Source organism: Mobilisporobacter senegalensis (genome assembly GCF_003752155.1).
GTDB classification, from domain to species: domain Bacteria; phylum Bacillota; class Clostridia; order Lachnospirales; family Lachnospiraceae; genus Mobilisporobacter; species Mobilisporobacter senegalensis.
In genome coordinates this window covers 248202-272155 of the sequence record NZ_RJVG01000006.1, presented here as the reverse complement: position 1 = coordinate 272155, position 23954 = coordinate 248202, and the positions used below count along the sequence as shown (strand labels likewise).

The following is a 23954-nucleotide window of genomic DNA, read 5'->3' as shown; positions in this document are numbered from 1 at the left end:
TCCTTCTGCTATAAATTTAATATTCTAAGCCCCTTTTGAATGTCTTCAACTATCATAGTCACTTTACTTTTCTCAATTAGAAGATTAGGCCCTGTCATGATATAAGAAGGGATAACTTGTATGTCCTTATAAAAGAAATCATCCTGTCTGATCTTATAGGTAGCAATTGAAGGAATGACATTCTTTTTTGTAGTACGTTTCGAAATCATATTCATGGATTTTTTGGCTACATCCCCCATTAACATTATTACCTTTAAATTTGGGAATAACTTAAGCTCTTCTTCTAATAGAAAAGAATGTTCTTTTATAATTGTACCCGGAATGATAGAATCTTTCTTTGGGCATTTTACAGCGCTTGTTATATAAATTCCCATATTAAGAATATCATCTATTTTATTTACCTCTTTGCCGGCTTTATTAAAGAGCTCAACTGCTGCACATGCAAATTCTGCTGTTTTCGCCGGGCTATAAAAATAATCCTCAATATTATCAGGCATTGCTTCATTAATCATTATCATTTTAATTTGTTCTGCCTTTACATCAACATTTGAAGGCATAAACTCTGGATGTTCCGGCAAACTGTTTACTACTTTTGCTAAATATTCATCAATTATCACTTTATATCATCCTCTCATATTCGTTCGTTATATCTGATATTTACCAACTATTTAGAATTATTGTACTATATTAAAAATTAAAAAACTACCATTTTCTAACACATTATAAAAGAGAATTTGCCCTAGTAATATTTCGTACAGTTCAGCCATGCAGAAAATTGTTTAGCTGTAACAATACTTTTGAAAGATATTTCTCCCCCTTGGCTCTAATACTCCCAGGGCAAAGCGTCATATATGATATATCATTATATACCTAACCCCAGTGCTAAATATTTGTAAACTATTCTCATCTTTTCGTAAAGACTTTAAAAAGGAATATCACTATAATGAGTTTATCAAAGGTAGAAATACCCAAAATAAAGGAGGATATTTTATGAAGAAAAAGTTATTAAGCATCCTATTGTGTACTTCAATGGTAGCAGCATTATTTGTTGGCTGTGGACAGAAAGAAACTCCTGTCTCTACAGAACCTGAAACTAAGGTAGAGGAAGAAGCGGAAGCACCAAAGGAAGAAAAATCCGGGAATGATAAATTAGTGGTCGGCTTCGCTCAAATTGGACAGGAATCTGGCTGGCGTGATGCTGAAACAGCATCTATTCAATTCTATGCAGGACAAAATGTAGATACTATCGATTTAAAATTTGCAGATGCTCAACAAAAACAAGAAAATCAAATCAAAGCAATTAAGTCATTTATTGAAATGGGTGTAGACGTTATTGGTTTAGCTCCAGTTGTTGAAACAGGATGGGATGCGGTATTTACAGAGGCAAAAGATGCAGGAATCCCAATCGTATTAGTTGATCGTATGGCTAAAGTAGATGAAAGCTTATATTCAACATTTATTGGTTCAGATTTCATTGAAGAAGGTAAGAATGCAGCAATCGAAATGGCTACATTACTTGGTGATGAAGGTAAAATCGTTGAACTTGAAGGTACGGTAGGTGCTTCTGCAGCAAATGACCGTAAAAAAGGTTTTGATGATGAAATTGCAGCAAATCATCCGAATATTGAAATTTTAGAATCACAGACCGGTGATTTTACAAGAGCAAAAGGAAAAGAAGTTATGGAATCTTTCCTAAAGACATATGGCTCAGATATTAAAGGTGTATATGCTCATAATGATGACATGATGCTTGGTGCTATTGAAGCGATTAAAGAAGCTGGGCTAAAACCTGGTGTAGATATTAAAACGGTATCCGTCGATGGCGTTAAAGGTATTTTTGAAGCTATGGCAGCAGGAGAAGCAAACGTTACTGTAGAATGTAATCCATTATTAGGAGAACAATTCTTTGACACTTGTAGAAAATTAAAGGCAGGGGAAACTGTTGATAAATGGATTAAATCGGAAGAAGGAATTTATCGCCAGGAAACAGCTGCAGATGATTTGCCAAATCGTAAATATTAATTTGTTCAGTGACAATGGAAAGTGGCTTGCCACTTTCCATTTTAAATACCAGGGTGGTTTTCCAGCTTGACAAAGAGTTTACACATAAAGTGAAACTTGATTCAGGTGTGGTTTTTATCACATCTGAATCTTAGTTGAACTTATCTAGGGACGTAGCAGCTGTTATCTCCCACTTTAAAAGCGGGAGTTTTACAGCTGGTAGTCATCAGATAAAATGGAAAGGTAGGTATTATATGAGTACACAAAACTATTTATTAGAAGCGCATCATATTTCTAAAAGTTATACATCAGCTGTAATTGCCTTAAAAGATGTCAGATTCCAATTACAAGGTGGAGAAATACATGCACTCCTTGGAGAAAATGGGGCGGGAAAATCTACATTAATTAAAGTTCTTACTGGTGTTGAAGAACGGGATACTGGATTAATCACCCTTGAGGGGAAAGAGATCTATCCCAAAACTCCTCAGGAAGGGCAAAAAATTGGCATTAGTTCTGTTTATCAGGAGGTAAATTTGTGTCCAAATCTATCAGTAGCAGAAAATATTTATATTGGAAGGGAACCAAGAAAAAAGGGACGAATCGATTGGAAAACCATTTATGTCAATGCAAGAATCCTATTAGAAAAATTTGATCTGGATATTGATGTCACAAAGGATCTGGATCAGTATTCTGTTGCAATCCAGCAAATGATAGCTATTGCAAGAGCATGTGATATTAGAGCAAAAGTATTGATTTTAGATGAACCGACTTCCAGCTTATCGACCAATGAAGTTAATAAATTATTTGAAATCATGAGGCGCTTAAAGAAGGATGGAATGGGAATTATATTTGTTACACATTTTATCGATCAGGTTTATGAAATCACTGACCGTATTACAGTACTTCGAAATGGCGAATATGTAGGCACTTATGAAACAGCAAACTTACCAAAAGTGGAATTGGTAGGGAAAATGATAGGAAAAGATTATGCTCAGTTGAATAGAACGATGGTCAGTTATGAAGAAGAATACAATAGCGGTGATACATTCTTAGAATTAAAGGAAGTATCTGGTCTTGGAACAATAAAGAACCTGGATTTAAGTATCAGGCAAGGAGAAGTATTGGGGTTGTCAGGATTACTTGGTTCAGGACGTTCAGAAATTGCAAGAATAATATTTGGAATTGATTCCTTGGAAAAAGGGACGATTGAAATCAAAGGGAAGAAAATATTCCTAAAAAATACTTTAGCTGCTATAAAAAACGGAATTGCTTTTTGTCCTGAAAATAGAAAAACCGAGGGAATTGTCGGAGACTTATCCATTCGGGATAATATCATTCTGGCCTTACAGGCAAAACAAGGTTTATTCAAGTCTATTTCAAAAAGAGAAGCAAGTAGAATTGCAGATGAGTATATTGAAAAATTAGAGATAAAAACTCCATCCAAAGATCAAAAGATCAAGAATCTCAGTGGAGGAAATCAGCAGAAAGTAATTCTTGCCAGATGGCTGGCCACTGATCCGAACCTGCTAATGTTAGATGAACCTACCAGAGGAATTGATATTGGTACAAAGGCAGAAATCCTCAAGATTGTTATTGATCTGGCAAAGCAGGGAATGGGAGTGATATTTATTTCTTCTGAAATAGATGAAATGTTAAGATGCTGTGGACGTATGGTTATCTTAAGAGATATGAGAAAAGTCATGGAATTAAAAGGAAGAGAAATTTCTCAGGCAGCGATTATGCATCATATAGCAGGAGGCGATAAGGATGAATAAGAGTAAAATAACAAAAAATCAAGCTTTTTTACCATTTGCTATATTTGTGGCGATTTTAATATTTAATACTATTATTTCCGGAGGGACTTTTCTGGAGATGAAAATCGTAGATGGACATTTGTACGGAAGGATTATAGATATTATCCGAAATGGCAGTAAACTTATGCTTCTGGCAACTGGAATGACTATGGTCATCGCAACCGGTGGTACGGATATTTCAGTAGGTTCTGTTATGGCGATCAGTGGAGCTGTAGCATGTAGTATCGTAAGTGGAGCTATTCTGCCGGGATTGGGCGGAAATGTTGTAGCAGCTATTATTCTTGCACTTTTAGCAGGAGTTTTATGTGGGATCTGGAATGGTATTTTAGTTGCACAAATAAAAATTCAGCCGATTGTAGCCACCCTGATTCTTATGGTTGCAGGAAGGGGAATTGCCCAGCTTATAACAAAAGGAAAAATAGTGACTGTAAGTTCGGATACTTACTATTTCATAAATGGTGGTTATATCCTGGGAATCCCATTTCCTGTATATGTAGTATTGTTCATTGTAATAATCACATTACTTTTTACCAAAAGAACAGCATTTGGATTATTTTTAGAAGCCACTGGGTGCAATTCCGCTGCCAGTAAATTTGCAGGTATCAATGTAGGTCTGATTAAACTTTTAGTGTACGCCGTTTCCGGAACTTTGGCTGCGGGAGCCGGGTTAATTGAAAGTGCAGGAATTAAAGGGGCTGACTGTAATAATGCAGGTCTGATGATTGAGATGGATGCAATCCTTGCAGTTGCAATTGGTGGAACTTCACTAAACGGAGGTAAATTCTCTATTCCGGCCAGTATCTTTGGTGCGTTGATTATTCAAAGCATTACTACCATGGTATATGCTTTGGGAGTTGCTCCTGAAATAACCCAGGTAGTGAAAGCGATTTTGGTTGTTATTATCTGCCTGTCACAATCGAAGGAATTTAAGGACACAGTCATAAAAATATTCAGAAGAGAAAAGGTGGTGGCTGGAGCATGAAAAGCAGAATAAAAGCAAAAGGAGAGATAAGCTTTAGTAATGTATCTCTCTTAATAACAATCATTTTATTTCTAAGCTTATTTATTGGGGGCTCACTTCGATATGATAGATTCTTTTCTTTGTCAACTTTTTTTAATTTATTTAATGATAATGCCTATTTAATAATAGCTGCGGTAGGTACAACTTTTGTATTGCTGACAGGAGGTATTGATATATCTATAGCCTCTACTATTGCATTTACCTGTGTATTATCAGCAAGTTTACTAAGAGGAGGAGTTCCGGCAGTTGTTGTAATCCCCATTGTGTTATCTATCGGGCTTGGCTTAGGATTAGGTATGGGAAGTATCATCCATTATTTTAAATTACAGCCTTTTATAGTAACGTTAGCGGGACAATTTCTTATGAGAGGATTGTGTGCGGTGATTAGTACAGAATCCATTCCAATATCAAATGAATTTTACAAAGCGGCAGCCCTCAATAAGATTCTCATTGGCAGGGCAAAAATCTATTACTATGTATTTATTACATTCATAGTAATTGGAGGCGCTTACTATATTTTGAAATATACTAAATTCGGAAGGAGTGTATATGCCCTGGGAGGCAATGAGCAATCAGCTGTTCTTATGGGACTTCCGGTTGCCAGAACGAAAATTGCAGTGTATGGAATTAATAGTTTTTGTGCAGCCCTTGCAGGAGTTATTTTTAGTTTTTATACACTGGCCGGTTATTCTTTACAAAATATTGGTCTGGAATTAGATGCCATATCTTCTGCGGTTATTGGTGGAACTTTACTGACAGGCGGCGTTGGAACCGTGATTGGAACTACAATTGGTGTATTGATACAGGGAATTATTCAAACGATTGTTACATATGAGAACCTGAATACCTGGTGGACGAAAGTTACAATTGCTGCATTGCTTTGTATATTTATAATCATACAAAGAATCATATCAATTAAAGCAGAAAAGAAAAAAGGGAAATAATTGTAATTACTTTCATTATATAATATAATTACACATATATATTTGACCCAGATTATGTACATACTTAAGTCTGGGGGCAGATACAGTGATTACCTAATAGATTAAATTTTATAGGGGGTGGGTACATGAAATGGATAAAGAATAAAATTATGAATTGTACAATTCGTAGTAAGATTATTCTCTCTTATCTATTCATTGGACTCATTCCTTTTTTGATTTTTGCCATTATTAGTACTCTGGTTTATACAAATCAGGTACAGAACAATATTTCACAGCATACCAATCAAATGCTTGGACAAGTAAAAACTGCAATTGAAGTATATATTAATTCTCTGGATAAGTTAACGAACTATATTAATAAAGAAGTTGATTCTGTTGATTTTAATAAGATCTATACAGAAGATGATATAGAATGGAAATTTGAGAAAGAAACAATTTCTGACATGCTGTATAATATTGCTGATACCCATCCAGAGATTGGAGGGATTTTAATTGCAACAGAAAATGATATGTATATAAGTACTGGAATGACAAGAATATCCAGAGATTCTTTTACCAAGGAAATATGGTATAAACAAGCGGTCCAGAATCAGAATGAAATACAGATCATTAGTAATGTGACCGGAAGAAATATTGTTACAAATGAAAGCTACAGTGTTGACGATGTGTTCTCCGTATCAAAAGCGATCATTAATAGAGATACAGGAGAGGTCTGTGGTGTAATACTCATGGATATACGTCATGATATCATTCAGGAGTCCATTCAAAGTATTACCATTGGTGAAAAAGGTTTTGTCTTCGTCATTGATGATAATCAACATGTTGTTTATACTCCTCTTAATCCTATTACATATCGCGTGAATCCTGATTGGTTTGAAGAAAACGAAGGTCAGCCCATTATTACAAGGATAAATTATGAAACATATCAGATACGATGTGAATATTCGGACTATACAAAATGGAAGATTGTCGGTGTGTTTTCCCAGGATGAGATAATGAGCAGCATGTATACCATGATGTATATTTTAATTGGAATATTATGGGTGGTCCTAATCTCTATCATCATATTCTCTTTAAAGATCTCACAAACCATAACAAAACCTATCATAAAGCTGAAAAAGATTATGAAGAAGGCAGAATCGGGAGATCTATCCGTCAGGTTTAATGCGTATTACCAGGATGAAATCAGTGAGCTTGGAAGAAATTTCAATCATATGATCATGAGGATTGAAAAATTAGTACAGTTAGTTTATATAGAACAAAGAAATAAAAGGAAAGCAGAGTTAAAGGTCTTACAAGAACAGATAAAACCACATTTTCTTTATAATACTCTGGATACCATCAGCTGGATGGCAAGAGAATATGAAGCGGATGATATTGTAAAACTTGTGGATGCATTGACGAACATGTTCCGGATTGGTTTAAGTCATGGAAATGATTACATAAAAATAGCTGAAGAAATCAAATATGTATCTAATTATTTGTATATTCAAAAGATACGCTATCGCAGCAAGTTAAATTATCAAATAGAAGTAGATGAAAGTATTGAGAATTTTGAGGTGCCTAAATTAATTTTGCAGCCTCTTGTAGAGAATGCAATTTATCATGGAATAAAAACGAAAAGAGGCGAAGGGAATCTATTAATAACAGCCCTAAGATTAGATAGAGATTCAGTCAGATTCTGTGTTGAAGATGATGGCTCTGGAATGGAAGAAAAAACAGTAGAAGAATTAAACCGTTTATTAAACCAGCCAACAAAATTAGATGATAATCAAAGTTTTGGATTATTTTATATTAAAGAAAGACTTAGGATCAGATATGGCGATTATTTTAGTGTAAAAGTAGAAAGCAGGATCAATGAAGGCACCAAAATAATTATCACCATCAGGAACATAATGCTTTATAATATGTCCAATGCAGAAGGGGAAAATATTTACCATGAAAAGTAAAAGAGTAAAAATCATATCATTATTACTATTGTTGGGTTTTTCTGGTGCATTATATATAGGATGTAATCTAAGAAGCTCTTCTTATCAAGAAATTGATTATGTAATCGGGGTATCACAGGCAAATATGAGAGAACCATGGCGCCTGGTATTGATGAATGAGTTGAATGAAGAAATTAGTAAACATTCTAATATTCGTTTAATTACTACGGATGCAACTTCTAATTCAGAAAAACAGAAAAAAGATGTGAAAAAATTGCTGGATTATGGGATTGATCTGCTGATCGTATCCCCAAGCGATGTGAAAGAAATGACCCCCGTTATTAGTGAGGTTTATGATCAGATTCCGGTCATTGTTATGGATAAGGCAGTAGAAGGATTTGATTATACTTTATTTATCGGACCGGATAATAAATTAATTGGAAGACAGGCAGGAGAAGATATTATTAAACATTTAGGGAAGGACAAAGGAGCTATTCTGGAATTATGCGGAAGTCAGTTGTCCCAGGCAAGTAAGGATAAGAGCTCCGGATTTGAAAGTATTATCTCAAAATATCCGAATGTACATATTAAAAGAGTACGTGTAGAGTCAGAGCTAAGAGATGAAGCAGAAGATATGGTATTGTCTATGGGAGAACAATTAAAAGATATCGATATTATTTTTGCTCATAACGACTATATGGCTTTAGGTGCCTATAATGCAATTAATAAATTAGGATATGATATAAAGATTGTGGGTATTGACGGATTTAATGGAGAAAATGATGGAATCAACCTTGTGAAACAGGGAAAGATTGATGCGACCATTGCCTGCTCAACCGGAGGAAAAGAAGCCATTCAATATGCAGTCGATATTTTAAATAAAGTAAGCGGTGTACCCAAACAAGTTATTTTGAGATGTCATAGTGTAAATCAGAAAAATGTTACAGCCTATGTAGAAAATCAGAATAAGCCGCGGAATGAATATAAAGAGATCATAGATGTCGGTTATTCACAGCTGGGAAGTGAAAGTGCATGGAGGCTGGCTAATACAAGATCTATTAAAGAAGCAGCAAAAGATTTGGGAATTAACTTGATTTATGAAGATGCTGATCAGTCCCAGGAAAAGCAGATAGCTGCTATAAGGAAATTCATAGATATGAAAGTAGATGTAATTGTGATTTCCCCTGTTGTTGATAATGGATGGAATGAAATATTACAGGAAGCTAAAGATGCAGGAATTCCGGTTTTATTATCAGACCGAAAAGTTGAGGTTGAGGATGATTCTCTTTATTCAACCTACATTGGTGCGGATTTTATTGAAGAGGGCAGAAGGGCCATGCGCTGGATCAAAGAGAATGTTCCGGCAGAGGAAGAGGCTGTTAATATACTGGAGATACAAGGTACATTAGAGGCTTCCCCTACGGTAGAAAGAAAACAGGGATTTGAAGAAATATTAAATAATAACTCAGGCTATGAGATAGTTTATTCAAAAGGTGGAGATTACACTTATGCAGGGGGAAAAGAAGTGATAGAAGAATACATGAAAACACACGAATGGGATATCGATGCAATCTTTGCCCATAATGATGATATGGCACTTGGAGCAATAAAGGCATTAGAGGCATATGAAATAGAGCCTGGCAAAGATGTAAAAATAGTTTCTGTGGATGGCACAAGAAAAGCATTTGAAGCTATGATAGAAGGGAAGTTGAATTGTGTAGTAGAGTGCAGTCCATTGCTTGGACCACAACTTATGAAGGCGATACAGGATCTGATGGATGGAAAAGAATTACCACTGCGTATTATTACAGATGAAAAAATATACACCCAGGACGAAGCAAAAGATGTTTTAAGCAGTAGAAAATATTAAAGATAAATGCTTTATAAAGCCTTGATGGAATTATAATCCGTCAGGGCTTTTTTAAAACACATAATTGTTAAAAATTTACAAATAATCAACACAAGATTGTAAAGATATATTTGTAAAAAATTGTATAATTTATTTAGACATATTATATGTCAAGAAATATAAGGAGGAGTAATCATGAGAAATATAAGGAAAAGTATACTAAGTATCGGAATTATTTTGAGTATGATTTTTTCATTAATGCTAAATGGAACTTTATTAAATGCACAGCAAGAAATTATATCAACATTAGAAGCCCAAGCTGGAATATTAGCAGAATACTTTCACACCAATGCATACAGAGGCGGTCCAATGGAACTTTATAATTTTGAGAATAAGACTGGCGAGAAGACTTTAAATGTATTAAATGGTTCAGATTTAAGACCGGATTTTCAGTATTTTAATGGTAGTGGAGACTATGGTACTGCTCGGTTTACAAGTAGATTAAAAATAGATAGACAGGGATTATATACTTTTTATGGATTTGGGGATGATGGATTCAGAGTATGGATTGATGGTGAATTAATCATTGATTTTTGGAAAGGAGAATGGGAAGTCTGGCAGCAAAGTGAACCGATTGAATTAACAGCTGGTTTTCATGATGTTAAGATTGAATATCTTCAAGGCTGGGGAGGAGCCATGCTTCAGTTTTACTGGGAGTCAGAAGAAGCTGGTATATCAAAGGCAATGATTCCAGCAAGTGCTTATTTTCAGCCAGAAGATAGACAAGATTTAGGCCTCACTGCACAAATTTATAAGTGTAAAGAATATGCGAATAATATCATAGATTATAAATTTGAAGGAGAGCTAAGCAAAACTGTTTTAGAGAGTCTGGATGGTTCAGATCTTTCTGCGGTTTTACAAAATACAATTGGAAGAACAGAGTATGCCAGTGGGATTATACATGGTTTTATAGTTCCAGAAGCAACAGGGGATTATAAATTTGCCATGAGTGGTGATGATGCTTATCGATTATGGATTAATGACCAATTAGCAATTGATTCATGGAAATTAAATTCTACGAATGAACTAATTAGTAATAGTATTCACTTACTAAAAGGGAAATTATATAAAATCCGGATCAACTATGCTCAAGCAAAAGATAACTCAAATTTGAAATTATCTTGGAAAAATGGAGATGGCCCTCTGGAAGTAATTTCTACTAGTTGTTTACGTCAGGGCAATAAAGAGTTACCAGATGATAATACTGTTATTCATGGACTATTAGCAGAAATTTTTAGCGGAACTTATTTGGATGAGAAAAAAGGTGAAAAAGTAATACCTGAAATTAGTAAAGGTTTTGGATGGAGTAATTTATTTAAAGAATTTAATGGTTCTTCTGAATATGGTTCAATTCGTTTTACCGGCCAATTAAAAGCAGAGCAAGAGGGTGACTATACTTTCTATATGATTGGAGATGATGGATTTCGTTTATGGGTTAATGGTGAGTTAATAATTGATTTTTGGGAAGCAAAATGGGATATACAAAAGGAAAGTAACGTAATTCATCTAAATGAAGGAATGAATGATATAAGAATTGAGTTTTTCCAAGGATATGGTGGAACTTATCTTACATGGGAATGGTCACAAACTGGTTTTGAAAATAGAGTTATTGTACCATCTGATTATTTATATCCTGCAAGTACAGAGCATGGATTAAGAGGAGAAGTATTTGCATGCAATGAGGATGGAAGCAATGAAGTAAAAACAGGTGAAATTTTATCAGAGCAATTAAATTATAATAAGGAAGATATTGATACCTTATTAAACCTATGCAATTCTGATACTAAAAATAGTAAGATAAAATGGTCAGGAATAGTGATACCTGCTAAAACAGGAGAGTATAAGATATCCTTGGGCACAAATGGCACTTATCGTGTTGCTCTAGATAGTGAGGATATAATAAGTTTTGAAAATGCAATTGATTATGTAGAAACAATGAGTGATTCAATTACACTCACCAAGGGAAAAACTTATCATTTATTAGTGGAAGCTATACTGGAAGAAAATAGAACAAATCTGGATTTGTTTTGGGAGCTGGAAGGGAAGAAAGAAGTTATTCCTGCAAGTGTACTATACTCACCAGATAGTATTTGGTATGACAAGACTTTAGTACGTAATGAGCTATATCAAGTACTTATAGATGCTATGATTCTAAATAACAATACAACAGTGGGAGAAGAAGTTGGACAGACAAATACAGAAGCAAAGTATTCCTTTGAAACTGTGATTTCTATGGCGGCCATAACTTGGAAGGATTTTGATGAATCATCAGAGAATCTAAAATTAATGACAGCAACACTTAACAATGCAATTGCAGCATTTAAAGCAAATATTGTAATGCCTAATGATGGAACTGAATTAACTCAATTTAATAATGCTCTTTATCAAGGCCAAGATCCATTTATTACATATCATGATGGATATTATTATTTTGTTTCCTCAAGCAATGATCCTGGGCATAATAAAATGTATGTGTCAAAATCTAAATCGCTGTTAGATCAGGGTGAAAAAGTAATGGTTTATGACTCAGATGGAATAGAATCAAGATTATTTGCACCTGAACTCTATTTTATTGATGGAAAATGGTATATATATTATTGTGCAGATGTTGGACTTAGTGGTTACAACTGGAGGCATATGGCATGTGTATTAGAATCAGTTACTGATGACCCTCAAGGGGAATGGATTGATAGAGGTGTATTATATACAGGAACAAATGGTGTGAATCAACAAGCAAATGATTTCAATGTATTTGAATATAGAGGACAGTTATATGCATGCTGGGGCACCTTAGAATCAGGGATTGGAGGGCCAGCTTTAGCCAGAATGGAATCTCCTATCAAAATATCTGATGATAGAAGTTTCTTGCCACCAGATGGAGGAGAGGGACCCAGGGCAATTGTAAATGGTGATAGATTATTTATTACTGTATCCCATGGCAATTTTAAATCAACAGGATATCATTTAGGTATGTATACTTTTGATAATACAAAAGAAGATATATTAAATCCAGACAATTGGTCTAGTAAACAGGATGTATTTCATGGAACAAAGGAAGTATATGGTCCGGCTCGTGCTTCTTTCTTTAAGTCGGCAGATGGAACAGAGAATTGGATGGCTTTTCATTCAAAAGTATATCCGACCAATAATAATGCCTGGAGACAAGTAAGTATCAAACAATTTACATTTAATGAAGAGGGTACACCAAACTTTGGTACACCAGTTTCTCCATATGAATTCATTAATTTGCCATCAGGGGATCCTGGGCTTGGATTAATATACCAGTCAGAGGCAGCAGTGAATGAAGGTGGAGCTTCCAAAGACTATTTTAGTAAGGGTTTCCAAGGATCTGGATATGTAAAAATTCCAGCAATAAATGGAGCTAAAGTTACATTCAATGTGAATGTAGAGAATGCTGGTGATTATTTTATCCGTGTTCGTTATGCCAATGGTGTAAAAGCTTCAATTAGCAATACGGATCCCAGAGGTGAATGGGAAGCTGAAATACCTGATATTACACCAAAGAAAGGTACGTTAGTACTTAATGTTAATGGAATAAGAACAGCTGTAGTAGGCTTTGATAAAACAGAAACAGATTGGCAGCATTGGATGTATTCATGTAATCGAGTTACTTTAAATGGAGGTAGTAATGAAATTACATTTATAAAAAATGAAGATGTAAGTGGTGATATTTATATTGATTATATTGGGGTACAGGAAGCACATCAACCTCCAGAAGAGAAAACAAAAAGAACTCAGGCAGAACTGAATACTTTAATTAATGAAGCACAGGAAAAAGAAGAAAGTTTATATTCAATAGACAGCTGGACATTATTTGCATCATCTTTAGAAACTGCCAGAAAAGAAAATCCTTCTGATTTAGCTTTATCTATTCGATATTTATCCCTGAAGACAGCTATGGATGAATTATCAGCAAATACTTTATTAACGGTAGAAAATTCTTCTGTAAAGGATGCAGCTCCTGATAATAGATATGAAATAGGAAAAGAAATAACTGTTACAGCAATTGCTCCAACTGGAATGAAGTTCATAAAATGGAATGCCAAAGGTGTTACATTAAGTGAAGAAGATACCATAAATGAAGTAATTACATTCATTATGCCTCGTAACAGAGTAACTTTGATTCCTGAATTTGAAATAAATACGTCAGAGCCAGATGCCCAAAAACCATCAACTCCAACCAATATTATAGTAACGAATATTGGAGCTGCTCAAGGAACATTATCATGGAACGATTCAACGGATAACGTAGGTGTCATAGGATATATGGTAACTTTGGATAAAGATGATCAGATTCGGGTGGTAAGCGGCTCAAGTATTCAATTAATAAATTTATTTGAAGATACAGAATATACGGCTTCAATTATTGCCGTAGATGAAGCAGGAAATCAATCAGAGCCTGGAATAATAACATTTACTACAGCAAAAAATGGGGCTCTAATTGATCGTGAGAAACCTTCAATTCCAGATAATATTATAGCTTCAAATATTGAAGAGACTACAGCTTTATTAACATGGGATGAATCAACGGATAATGTAGGTGTTACCAGTTATCAAGTAAGTTTAGATAAAGATAATCAGATTCATATAGTAAGCGGTGCAAGCATACAATTGAATGGTTTGGGTGCTGGTGCCAAATATACCGCTACAATTATTGCAATGGATGCAGCAGGAAATCAATCGGATCCAGGTATCCTCTCCTTTATTACAAAGAATGCCAGTATACCAAGTTATCCTACTGACCCAGTTGATCATGGTAATAATAATAGTAATACCAATACTTCCAGGACTATAACGAAAGAAGATAATAATACAAAAATCGTCACCACAATAATTGTTAAAATCCAAGAAGGTGGAAGCAAGGTAACAGAGATAGAAAGTGTTGTTACAGACAAAGTAATAGGAACTAAAATTACAACTAAAATAACAATTGGGGCAGACGGGAAAATTATATTATCTATCATGGATATTTCTTTTGAAAAGTCAGTAACTAATCTGGAGAAAGAGAAAGCCAGCCTAAGAGTAAAAATGGAAGAGGAAATCTTAGCAAAGATGGCTGAACAATTAAGTGAAGTGATAAAAGATGCAACAAAAGTTACGTTAAAAGAGATTCCATTTGAAGTAACAATAAATATTTCTAAGAAAGAAGCAATAGAATTAATTTATAAGGATAATATTAAAAACATTATTTTTAATGTGGAAATTCCAGAGAATAGCTTTTTGACTATTCATAAACTCATATTAAGCAAAGAGATTCTGGAGGCAGCCAAGAAAGATAAAACATCAATAATAGTATCCCTGGAAGATACAAAGGGAAAAGAATTGTATTCTATAAGTATAGATGGATCTTCATTAAATGCTTCAAAGAGCTTAGTAACAGATCTTAACCTGGCATTACAAATAGCCCCAACTAAATCAAAATTAAGAGAAAAGGATTTTATTGTTAAAGTAATACAAAAAGATAAGAATAATTCTGTACCAAAAAGCGTAGTGCTTACCTTTAATCATAAAGAAGAATTTCCAGTTCCAGCTAAAGTAAGAATTTATGCTTTAACAGATAGTTATATTAAGCCAAGTAGTAAAGTATATCTTTATTCCTACAATCACAAGATTAAGAAATTAGAAGAACTACCAAATAATAGTTATAAAGTTGGGAAAGATGGATATATTACTTTAGAAGTAAATAAAGGCTCTGATTATGTCTTGCTTCCAAAGGAACCTTCTAAAGATGTTATGAAAGCTTTAGCAAAGGGTAATATTAGTAAAGGTAAATAAAATATTAACTTAACTGTAATAAATAAATAAAGCATAGTTGTAAATAAAAAATTGTGGCATTATCCATTCGCTGATGGTGCTGCAATTTTTTACGTTCTATAAATTGTAAAAATATGTTAAATAAATATAAAATCTTGTTTCATTATTGTAAATACAAAATTTACCAAGGGTTTATAATGAAAATGATAGAGGAAATCTCTATCAGGTAAAAAAGAAGAAGGAGGAAAAAAATGAAGCATAGGGTCTTTAGTGCATTGTTAGTGGTCGTATTGATTTTAAATACGATAATGGCACCTCAGGTGGTAAATGCACAGGAAGATAAAACTATGGTTGAATCTGTAACAGAGCCTGGATTAAGGGCGGAGTATTATCGTTTAGATGTAGCAGATTTAACATTAGAAGAAAAAACGAATGAAAAGACAGAAGGAAATATCAATTATCCTTTGGGAAATAATAATTTAGCCACTGTATTGAAAGAGCAAGCAGGGCAATCGAATCATGTGGGAATAAGATGGTCCGGTAAACTGGTCGTTCCTGAAACAGGTTATTACACATTTTACACATTTACAGATGATGGTTCAAAACTTTGGATTGATGGAAATGTGATAATTGATTATTGGAAAGTGTCCTGGGAAGAGGAACAGACCAGTGAGAAAATTTATTTAGAGCAAGGAGAAGAGTATGACTTTCGCTTTGATTACATGCAATATACAGGGGGACAATGTGCTACTCTTAGCTGGTCTAATGACGTAAGTATCAGTACAAAGACAATTATACCTCAAGAAGCATTTTATCAACCGGATCCTGTTGTTGTAGAACCGGAACCTTTAAAGACGGAATACAATGGCTTACAGGGAGAATATTATCGGCTTGCACCATCCGGAACAACAGGGAAAATGGATGTAATAGCATTTGGCGAATTAATGACTACTTGTGTAGATGATAATATTTATTATAATTCCATGGAAAATATATTATTGGAGCAAACAGGAGTGAAAGATAAAGCAGGCGTCAGATGGACTGCTAATCTGGTTGCACCTGCAGATGGCTACTATACATTTCATGTATACTCAGATAATGGAATTAAGATATCCCTGGATGGGAAACAGATATTAAGCTGGTGGAAAAATGAATGGGACAAATGGCAGCAAAGTTCGGAAGTATATTTAAATGCCGGAGAAGCATACCCTTTTAAATTTGACTATTTTGAGTGGGATGGTGGTTCCCATGTAGAGCTGCTTTGGAGTATGAAGGCAAACAAAGGAGATGCAACAGGTGAAAAAGAAAAGATTCCTGATGAAGTGTTCTATCTGCCAAATACTTATAAAGGAGCAATTGTAAATTCCATAGATACAACCGGGGCAGTTCTTAATATTGATGATGGCTTATCTGGAACAATGGATATCTTAGGAGCAGGATTTAGTGAAGAAAATGATATAAAAGTGGAAGTAATATCCTCCTCCGGAAGTGTACTTGTGAATCGTGTTATGTTAACTGTGAAAGAGATTACAGAGAATAGGATAACGGTTGAAGTACCAGATAACCTTAGGATCGGAAGATACAGGCTTAAAGTTTCATCCGGTAATGTTACAGTCAAAACAAAAGGAGCAGAGGGTATTTTTTCTGTCATTACCAATAATAAGACATATAGTGACAGACCGGAATTTCCAAATCCTGAATGGTCCAGAAAAGATGGGTCGGGAGCAGATGATAATTGGCTTAGCCTAAATGGGTTATGGAATTTTGAATTTGATCCGGCTGAAGTGGGTCAGGCAGAGAACTGGTATAGTGTTGAAAAGGAATTTTCAAGGGAGATCAATGTACCATTTTGTTGGGAATCTCCATATAGCGGAATTACAGATACATCTTATCGCGGCCAGGCATGGTATCAGAAAGAAATCACACTGAATAGAAGGGACTGGGAAGGAAAACAAGTAATACTTAAGTTTGGTGCAGTCGATTGGAAATGTAAGCTATGGGTAAATGGTCAGGAAGTTGGTGTACATGAAGGGGGATATACTGCATTTGAAATGGATATAAGCAAGTATATTAATCTTGATGCAACCAATATTATTACATTATGGGTTGAAGATAAATCTTCATATGGAGATAATAGTTATCCCGCTTTAGTGGGAAAACAGGGGTGGAATGCACCTTGCGGTTATACTCATACAAGTGGTATCTGGCAAAGTGTTTACCTGGAAGGAAGAAAGAGTAAGACTACAATTGAATATGCACATGCAAACCCTGATATTGATAATAGAACGGTGCAGTTCAATCTTAAAATTAATAACGCTGAGAATGAGGAATTTACAGTTGAATATGATTTTAAGAGTATATTATATGATCAGGAGTTAGAAAAAGATATTGAAACAGGTTCTGTCTTTCGCGGAGAGCAGACAATAAATATAAAAGCAGATGGGTCTGTTGTAGCTCTTGATCCAATACATATTGAAAATCAAAAATTGTGGGATTATAACGAACCCAATCTCTATGAAGGAACGTTTATCCTTAAGAATTCAGCTGGTATAGTTTTAGATAAGGTTTCTACTTATTTTGGACAGCGAAAAATATCAACCGGCTACTATACAGATAAAGTAGGAGCAAAATATATTTATTTAAACAATCAGCCAGTTTATTTATCAGGTCTTCTGGACCAGGGTTTCTGGCAGGAAGGTGTCTATACAGCTCCTAGTGAAGCCGCTTTGAAATTTGACATACAAAAAATGCGAAGCCTGGGATTTAATATGATCCGTAAACATTTAAAGATTGAAGATCCTCTTCAATACTATTGGGCAGATAAACTTGGAATGTTTATATGGCAGGATATGCCTCATGCAACAGCCATGTGTCCGACACGTGAAGGAGCGGATGCACCGGGACGTGATTGTTACGAATATGCATTAGAGAGTATGGTCAATAAAAATTATAATCATCCATCTATAATAGCTATCATGCTATTTAATGAGACATGGGGATTACAAGAGGCATATTTTAATAATAAACAGGAAGTAAAAGCCAGAGATGGGCTCAATACACTGGAATGGGTCAGAGCCATGTATGATAAAGTTAAGGGGATCAATCCAAATATTTTGGTAGAAGATATGAGTCCTTGTAATTTTGATCACATCCAACCAAGTGATTTGAATACCTGGCATATGTATCCTAAGGGATATGCAAGTTCCAAAGACTTTGTAGACCGTTTTGTGACAAATACGTTTGAAGGTTCTAATTACAATTATAAATTTGGATATAAAAATGATGGAGATCCTTTCTTAAACAGTGAATATGGCGGAGTTGCAGCCTATGATGGTGACTGGGATGTTTCCTGGTGCTTCAAATACCAGACGGACATTCAAAGGCAATATGATAAGTTAAGTGGATTTGTATATACGGAACCATATGATATTGAATATGAAAGAAATGGTGTCCTTACTTATGACAGAAGAGTCAAAGTATTTGGTTACGAAGAGATTGCTTACGGCGGTGATATGTCTATTAAGGATTTATTACAGGAAGAATATATAGGTCTGGATGTTGATCCTGCCAAAGTAATGAAACCAGGTGCCATTTATACCGCACCGGTTATTACAATGAGATGGTCACCAGAAAATCTGACAGGGCAGCATAGTGTGAAATGGAGATTTGATGGTACGGATGTCTATGGTAATAATATTACAACAAACCTTTCAGGTTCCTTTAATATTGATTTTAAACCATACACAAGAGAATCCAATACTATTAAATTTAAGCTTCCAGGTGAAGAATGTGTTGGAACAATTACAGTATGGATTGAAGATGAAACTGGAAAATCCATCGCCAAGAACTTTGTAAATGTGATTGTATCTGATAATAAGAGTTTAACAGGAATTGAATCTGTAGATGAAGATACACTGGTACTTCGAAGTGAAGTCAAAGAAAATGAAGTGAAGTCTGCAGGCAAATTAAATTTCACATATACATTACCAAGTGAATTTGATATAACCAGGTTAAATTCACTCAGAATCATTGCTGAGGCATCTTCTTTAAAAGGAGCCACCTTAAACAATTCAGCCAATGCCCAGACTACCATAGGCAGTGAATTACCATCGGATGTTACAGTCAGTATCAATGGTATTGAGGTAGAAACAGTAGGTCTTAAAGATAATCCAAGGGATATTCGTGGAACTTTAACGTTACCAAAGGGATTAAATGGTGGTTCCAGTGCAGGTAATTATGGATATCTGATCAATTTAAATGCAGCAAAAGATCAGGTGAAAGCAATTCAGAATACTTTAGTAAGTAATAATCAACTGGTTGTAACTTACGAAGTTAAGGAAAATGCTGCAAATCCTAATGGTGTGCGTATTTATGGTGATAATGAAGGAAGATATGCGGTTAATCCAACCATTATTTTAAATCCGCAAGATAATTACGTAAAGGATATCACCGTCAATAATGAAACAAAAGAAATCATGGTCATGGAAAATAATAATTATAGTGTTGAAGGTCAATTAACGGATAGAACAGGTATCATTGCACGTTATACCGGAACGAATGGCTATTATGTCCATCTGGAGGATAATGGAACAAAATTAGTTCTATCAACACTTGACGGTACTGAACTTGGCAGGAAAGAAGAAATAGCCATGGGCAGCCATTATGTAAAAGTTACTTTATTTGATGATCATATTAAGGTATTTACTGATAATGATCCGGAACCAGTGATAGATATCTATGATTATAGCAAATTTACCGGTAATGTAGCAGTAAAGGCTTTAACGAATACTACATTTGAAGAAATCGTGATCAGCCCTGAAACTTATAAGAAAAATGATACTATAGTGAAAGGGCAGGCGGATATTCAATTTGTGGATCATTTTAATACGGAAGATACGTTTACAAGACGTTATGAACCTATGGGTGATGATATTAAAACATCTACAAAGAATGGTATGTTGGAGTTAACTGCCAATCTGGGAGATAAAGTTATATTAAGAGAGATAGAAGCACAAGACCTGGTATTAGAGGCAGATGTTTCTGTAACAAGCACAATCTACGATGGTAATATTGGGTTCGTATTCAGAGGTACCGAGTGGAGTGTAGGAAGTGATGGTGCCAAAGGCTATTATGCAGGTTACGGCATTGATGGTGAAAATGGATTCATAAATCTGGGAAGAATGGATGGAGGAAGCTGGAAACAACTTGGAAGGGTTACTATTGGCAAAGAATCCTATGGAACGATCCATCGGCTTAAAGTTGCAGCAATTGGATCTAGAATTTGTGTTTATCTGGATGATGAAACGACTCCAAGAATTGATGTATATGATTCCTATTATAATAGTGGAGGAATTGCATTAAGAGGATTCAAGGCAACAGGAGGTTTTGATAATGTTGTTGTTTCTACCGCACCAAGATATCAGTCTGATTTTGAAAAGGATCGTCTGGATGAATGGCAGACATTGGGTGACTGGAGAATTGAAAATGGCAGTTTAACTGGAGCAGCTTCCGGTTCAGCAATCCTGGTCGGCAATGGAAGCTGGAATGATTACCAGGTATCATCTAATATTACTTTAAAAGAGGGAGCTATTCCTGGTATTGCAGTCCGGGCTGAATTAAAAGACGATAAATTTACCGGATATAAGGCAGTCTTAGATCAGACTAAGAATAAAGTGCAATTATTATTAAGCCAGCAAGGAAAAGAAGATAAGCTATTGGCATCAAAGAGCTATGATTTACAAGTGGATAACAGCTATGACGTTACTGTGCGTACTATCAATAGCGATCTGTATGTATTAATCGATGGAAAACGTGTGATACATATGGAAGACAACAGCCTGAGTCAGGGAAAAGCCGGTTTTATCTCAAATGGTGGAAGTGGAGTATTTGACAATATTATAGTGACTGAAAAGTTTTTATATGAAGAAGATTTTGCAGAAGGCAGTTTAAATGGCTGGAACATTATTGAGGGTGATTTTTCAGTAAATGACAATACTTTATTCATACCTGAAGGGAAAGGCTTAAAGATGGTAGATGGATATGCTACCTGGGACAATTATGTTCTCTCTGCAAAAATCAAACTATCTGCAACGAAAAATGTAAAATCCAATGCAGGTTTTGTATTCAGAGCCTCTGATTTTACTACCGGAGCTGATAATCTACGTGGATTTGTAGCAGGTGTAAATTATAATTCCAATCTTAGTGATATTGAAGGTGCAAGTGGTGTTGAATTAGGTGACCTTCATTATGGATGGAGGCAGATAAAGAATCAAAAGCAGGTAATGGAAAATAATCGCTGGTACGAATTAGAAGTAAAAGTGAATGGCAATAAGATCACTGTTTCACTGGATGGAACTTTATGTTATGAGGTAGAAGATAATGCCTATAAATATGGCATGTTTGGTCTTCGTAATTATCAAACAGATGCTTATATGAAAGACTTAAAAGTGGTGCCTTTCGATTTATATGGAATTATTGAAGAAGATCCCGAAGAAGATGATATAGAAAAACCATCTGCACCAACGGATATTATAGTAACTGACATCACAGAAACATCTGCAACTGTAAGGTGGAAGGAATCTACGGACAATGTAGGTGTCATCGGATATGAAGTCAGTGTCACCGGAGATTATCCAAATCAGGTAGTAAGCGGTGCCGGAATAGGTCTTAATAACAGTATTGATGTAATAAGTGGTTCCAGTATAACACTCAACAATTACACTGAAGTGGTAAGCGGATCAAGTATTTACCTAAACAATTTGCTAGAAGGAACGGGATACACAGTTTCTATTAAAGCCTTAGATGAAGCTGGAAATCAATCGGATCCGGGTATTGCTGAATTTACCACGAAAAGAGCAGAAGAGCCGGTGGATACTGAACAACCTTCAACACCAGACAATTTGTTGGTATTTGACATCACAAAGACAACAGCAAGAATAAGCTGGGATGAATCTACAGATAATGTAGGAGTTGCAGGGTATGAGGTAAGTTTGGATAAAGATGGCTGGAGCCAAGTCGTTACTGCAAATACAGTAAGTCTGAATAATTTAAGGCAAGGAACAGAATATACCGTAACTATTGTTGCATTAGATGGAGCAGGAAATCGATCAGCCGCGGGTTCAATATCCTTTGTCACACAGAAAGATAATCCTACAAATCCAGGTAACGGATCAGGCTCAGACCCACAGGATAATAATAATTCCAATGTTCCTAAGTCGATTATTTATGAAGATACGAACTTAAGAGCAGTTACAACAGCAATGATAAAGTGGAAAGATGGCATTAGAATAATAGAAATAGAAAGTATGGTAACGGATAAACAAAGAGGTGTTATATTTAACTTAAAAGTTACACTTGATATGGATGGAAGAGTACTCTCATCCGAAAGTAATATAACATGTTCTATATCTGATTCTAAAGCAGAGAAAAATAAAACTCTATTGGGCATAAATATTGCTGAACAAGTTTTAGATAGGACAATAGAACAACAGAATCAATTACTAGGAGAGTTCAGTACTATTTCTATTAAAGATATCCCGATTGATTTAACCATAAAAATTACGAAAAAAGAAATTATGGAAATCATCCAAAAGAGAGATATCAAAAATATTATACTGGATATACAGCTTCCTGAAAATGAAACACTGCCTATAAAGAATTTAATTTTAGACAAAGAAATTATAAATGCCCTGAATCAAGCCAATTCAGTTTTTGTAATATCAATTAAGGATATAAAAGGCAGAGAATTATATTCATGGAATCTTGATGGAGCTAAGTTAGACGATAAGGATATAGCAAGATCCGATCTAAATCTGATACTACAACTGGGATTAGCAAGATCATTACCGGAAAATAAAAATACATTGTTGAGTGTATTGAAAAAAGATAAGAATAATTCCATAAATAACAGTTTAGTATTAAGCTTTAGCACTACAGATGATCTTATAGGTTTTTCTAAGCTTAGAATCAATGTTGCTTCAGATAGTTTAAAAGCAGGAAGTAAGTTGTATCTTTATGCGTTTAATGAAAAGTCAAAGAAGCTGGAAGAACAGACAAATAACAGCTATATAATTGATAAAGATGGATTTATAACAATACAGATCAAAAAAGGTGGAGATTATGTATTATTATTGAAGAGGCCATCAAACACAATTACTACAACCTTATTAAGTAAGGTAAAAATGTCTGTTGATAATGTTTCAGCAAGTAAAAAGACTTTATATCTTAGAAGTAAAAAAGAGAAAACTGCAACGATTAAAATAACTCTTCCAGGCACGTTATTAAAAGTAAATAAATTTAGCAAAACAATCAAGGATGGATGGAAAGAGGAAGTAAAAATCACCTTTACCTCCAGTAATAAATCAGTTGCTGCTGTGTCATCAAAAGGTGTTATTACTGGCAAGAAGAAAGGAAAGGCAACCATTACTACTAATATTTTATTGAGGAATGGTTCAAAGAAAACTTATAAGACTATAATTACAGTGAAATAATATCAGGGGCGTGCCGCATCGTAGACTTAAAGGTCTGTTTTACGGCATGCCCTTATTTAATGCCCTGTTTATC

Annotated in this window: 9 protein-coding genes; 8 read left to right on the top strand and 1 reads right to left on the bottom strand. The window is 34.8% G+C overall.

Features of this window, described 5'->3' with window-relative positions:
* Nucleotides 1–8 precede the first annotated feature (8 nt).
* Entirely contained in the window at nucleotides 9–617 is a 609-nt protein-coding gene (locus EDD66_RS11645; protein WP_243115347.1) for a uracil-DNA glycosylase family protein, read from the bottom strand.
* Between the two features lie 373 nt (nucleotides 618–990).
* Here EDD66_RS11645 and EDD66_RS11640 point away from each other — a divergent pair, with 373 nt between their 5' ends.
* The 8 genes from EDD66_RS11640 to EDD66_RS11605 all read left to right on the top strand — a co-directional run bounded on the left by EDD66_RS11640 (nucleotide 991) and on the right by EDD66_RS11605 (nucleotide 23881).
* On the top strand, nucleotides 991–2022 hold the full coding sequence (locus EDD66_RS11640) for an ABC transporter substrate-binding protein (protein WP_123609757.1): 1032 nt from the start codon (nucleotides 991–993) through the stop codon (nucleotides 2020–2022).
* A gap of 233 nt (nucleotides 2023–2255) precedes the next feature.
* Entirely contained in the window at nucleotides 2256–3776 is a 1521-nt protein-coding gene (locus EDD66_RS11635) for a sugar ABC transporter ATP-binding protein (protein WP_123609756.1), read from the top strand.
* Nucleotides 3769–4797, top strand: coding sequence for an ABC transporter permease (locus EDD66_RS11630; protein ID WP_123609755.1), 1029 nt, complete (start codon nucleotides 3769–3771; stop codon nucleotides 4795–4797). Before EDD66_RS11635 ends, EDD66_RS11630 begins: the two co-directional genes overlap by 8 nt.
* On the top strand, nucleotides 4794–5780 hold the full coding sequence (gene yjfF / locus EDD66_RS11625; RefSeq protein ID WP_123609754.1) for a galactofuranose ABC transporter, permease protein YjfF: 987 nt from the start codon (nucleotides 4794–4796) through the stop codon (nucleotides 5778–5780). The genes EDD66_RS11630 and yjfF overlap by 4 nt, the downstream gene beginning before the upstream one ends.
* Nucleotides 5781–5905: 125 nt before the next feature.
* Nucleotides 5906–7729, top strand: a complete 1824-nt coding sequence (locus tag EDD66_RS11620; RefSeq protein ID WP_123609753.1) for a sensor histidine kinase — start codon at nucleotides 5906–5908, stop codon at nucleotides 7727–7729.
* Nucleotides 7719–9578, top strand: a complete 1860-nt coding sequence (locus EDD66_RS11615) for a substrate-binding domain-containing protein (RefSeq protein WP_123609752.1) — start codon at nucleotides 7719–7721, stop codon at nucleotides 9576–9578. Before EDD66_RS11620 ends, EDD66_RS11615 begins: the two co-directional genes overlap by 11 nt.
* 174 nt (nucleotides 9579–9752) lie before the next feature.
* A complete protein-coding gene (locus EDD66_RS11610) occupies nucleotides 9753–15413 on the top strand; it encodes a PA14 domain-containing protein (RefSeq protein ID WP_123609751.1) in 5661 nt (1886 codons plus the stop codon).
* A 230-nt stretch (nucleotides 15414–15643) separates the two neighbouring features.
* A complete protein-coding gene (locus tag EDD66_RS11605; RefSeq protein ID WP_123609750.1) occupies nucleotides 15644–23881 on the top strand; it encodes a PA14 domain-containing protein in 8238 nt (2745 codons plus the stop codon).
* Nucleotides 23882–23954: the final 73 nt, after the last annotated feature.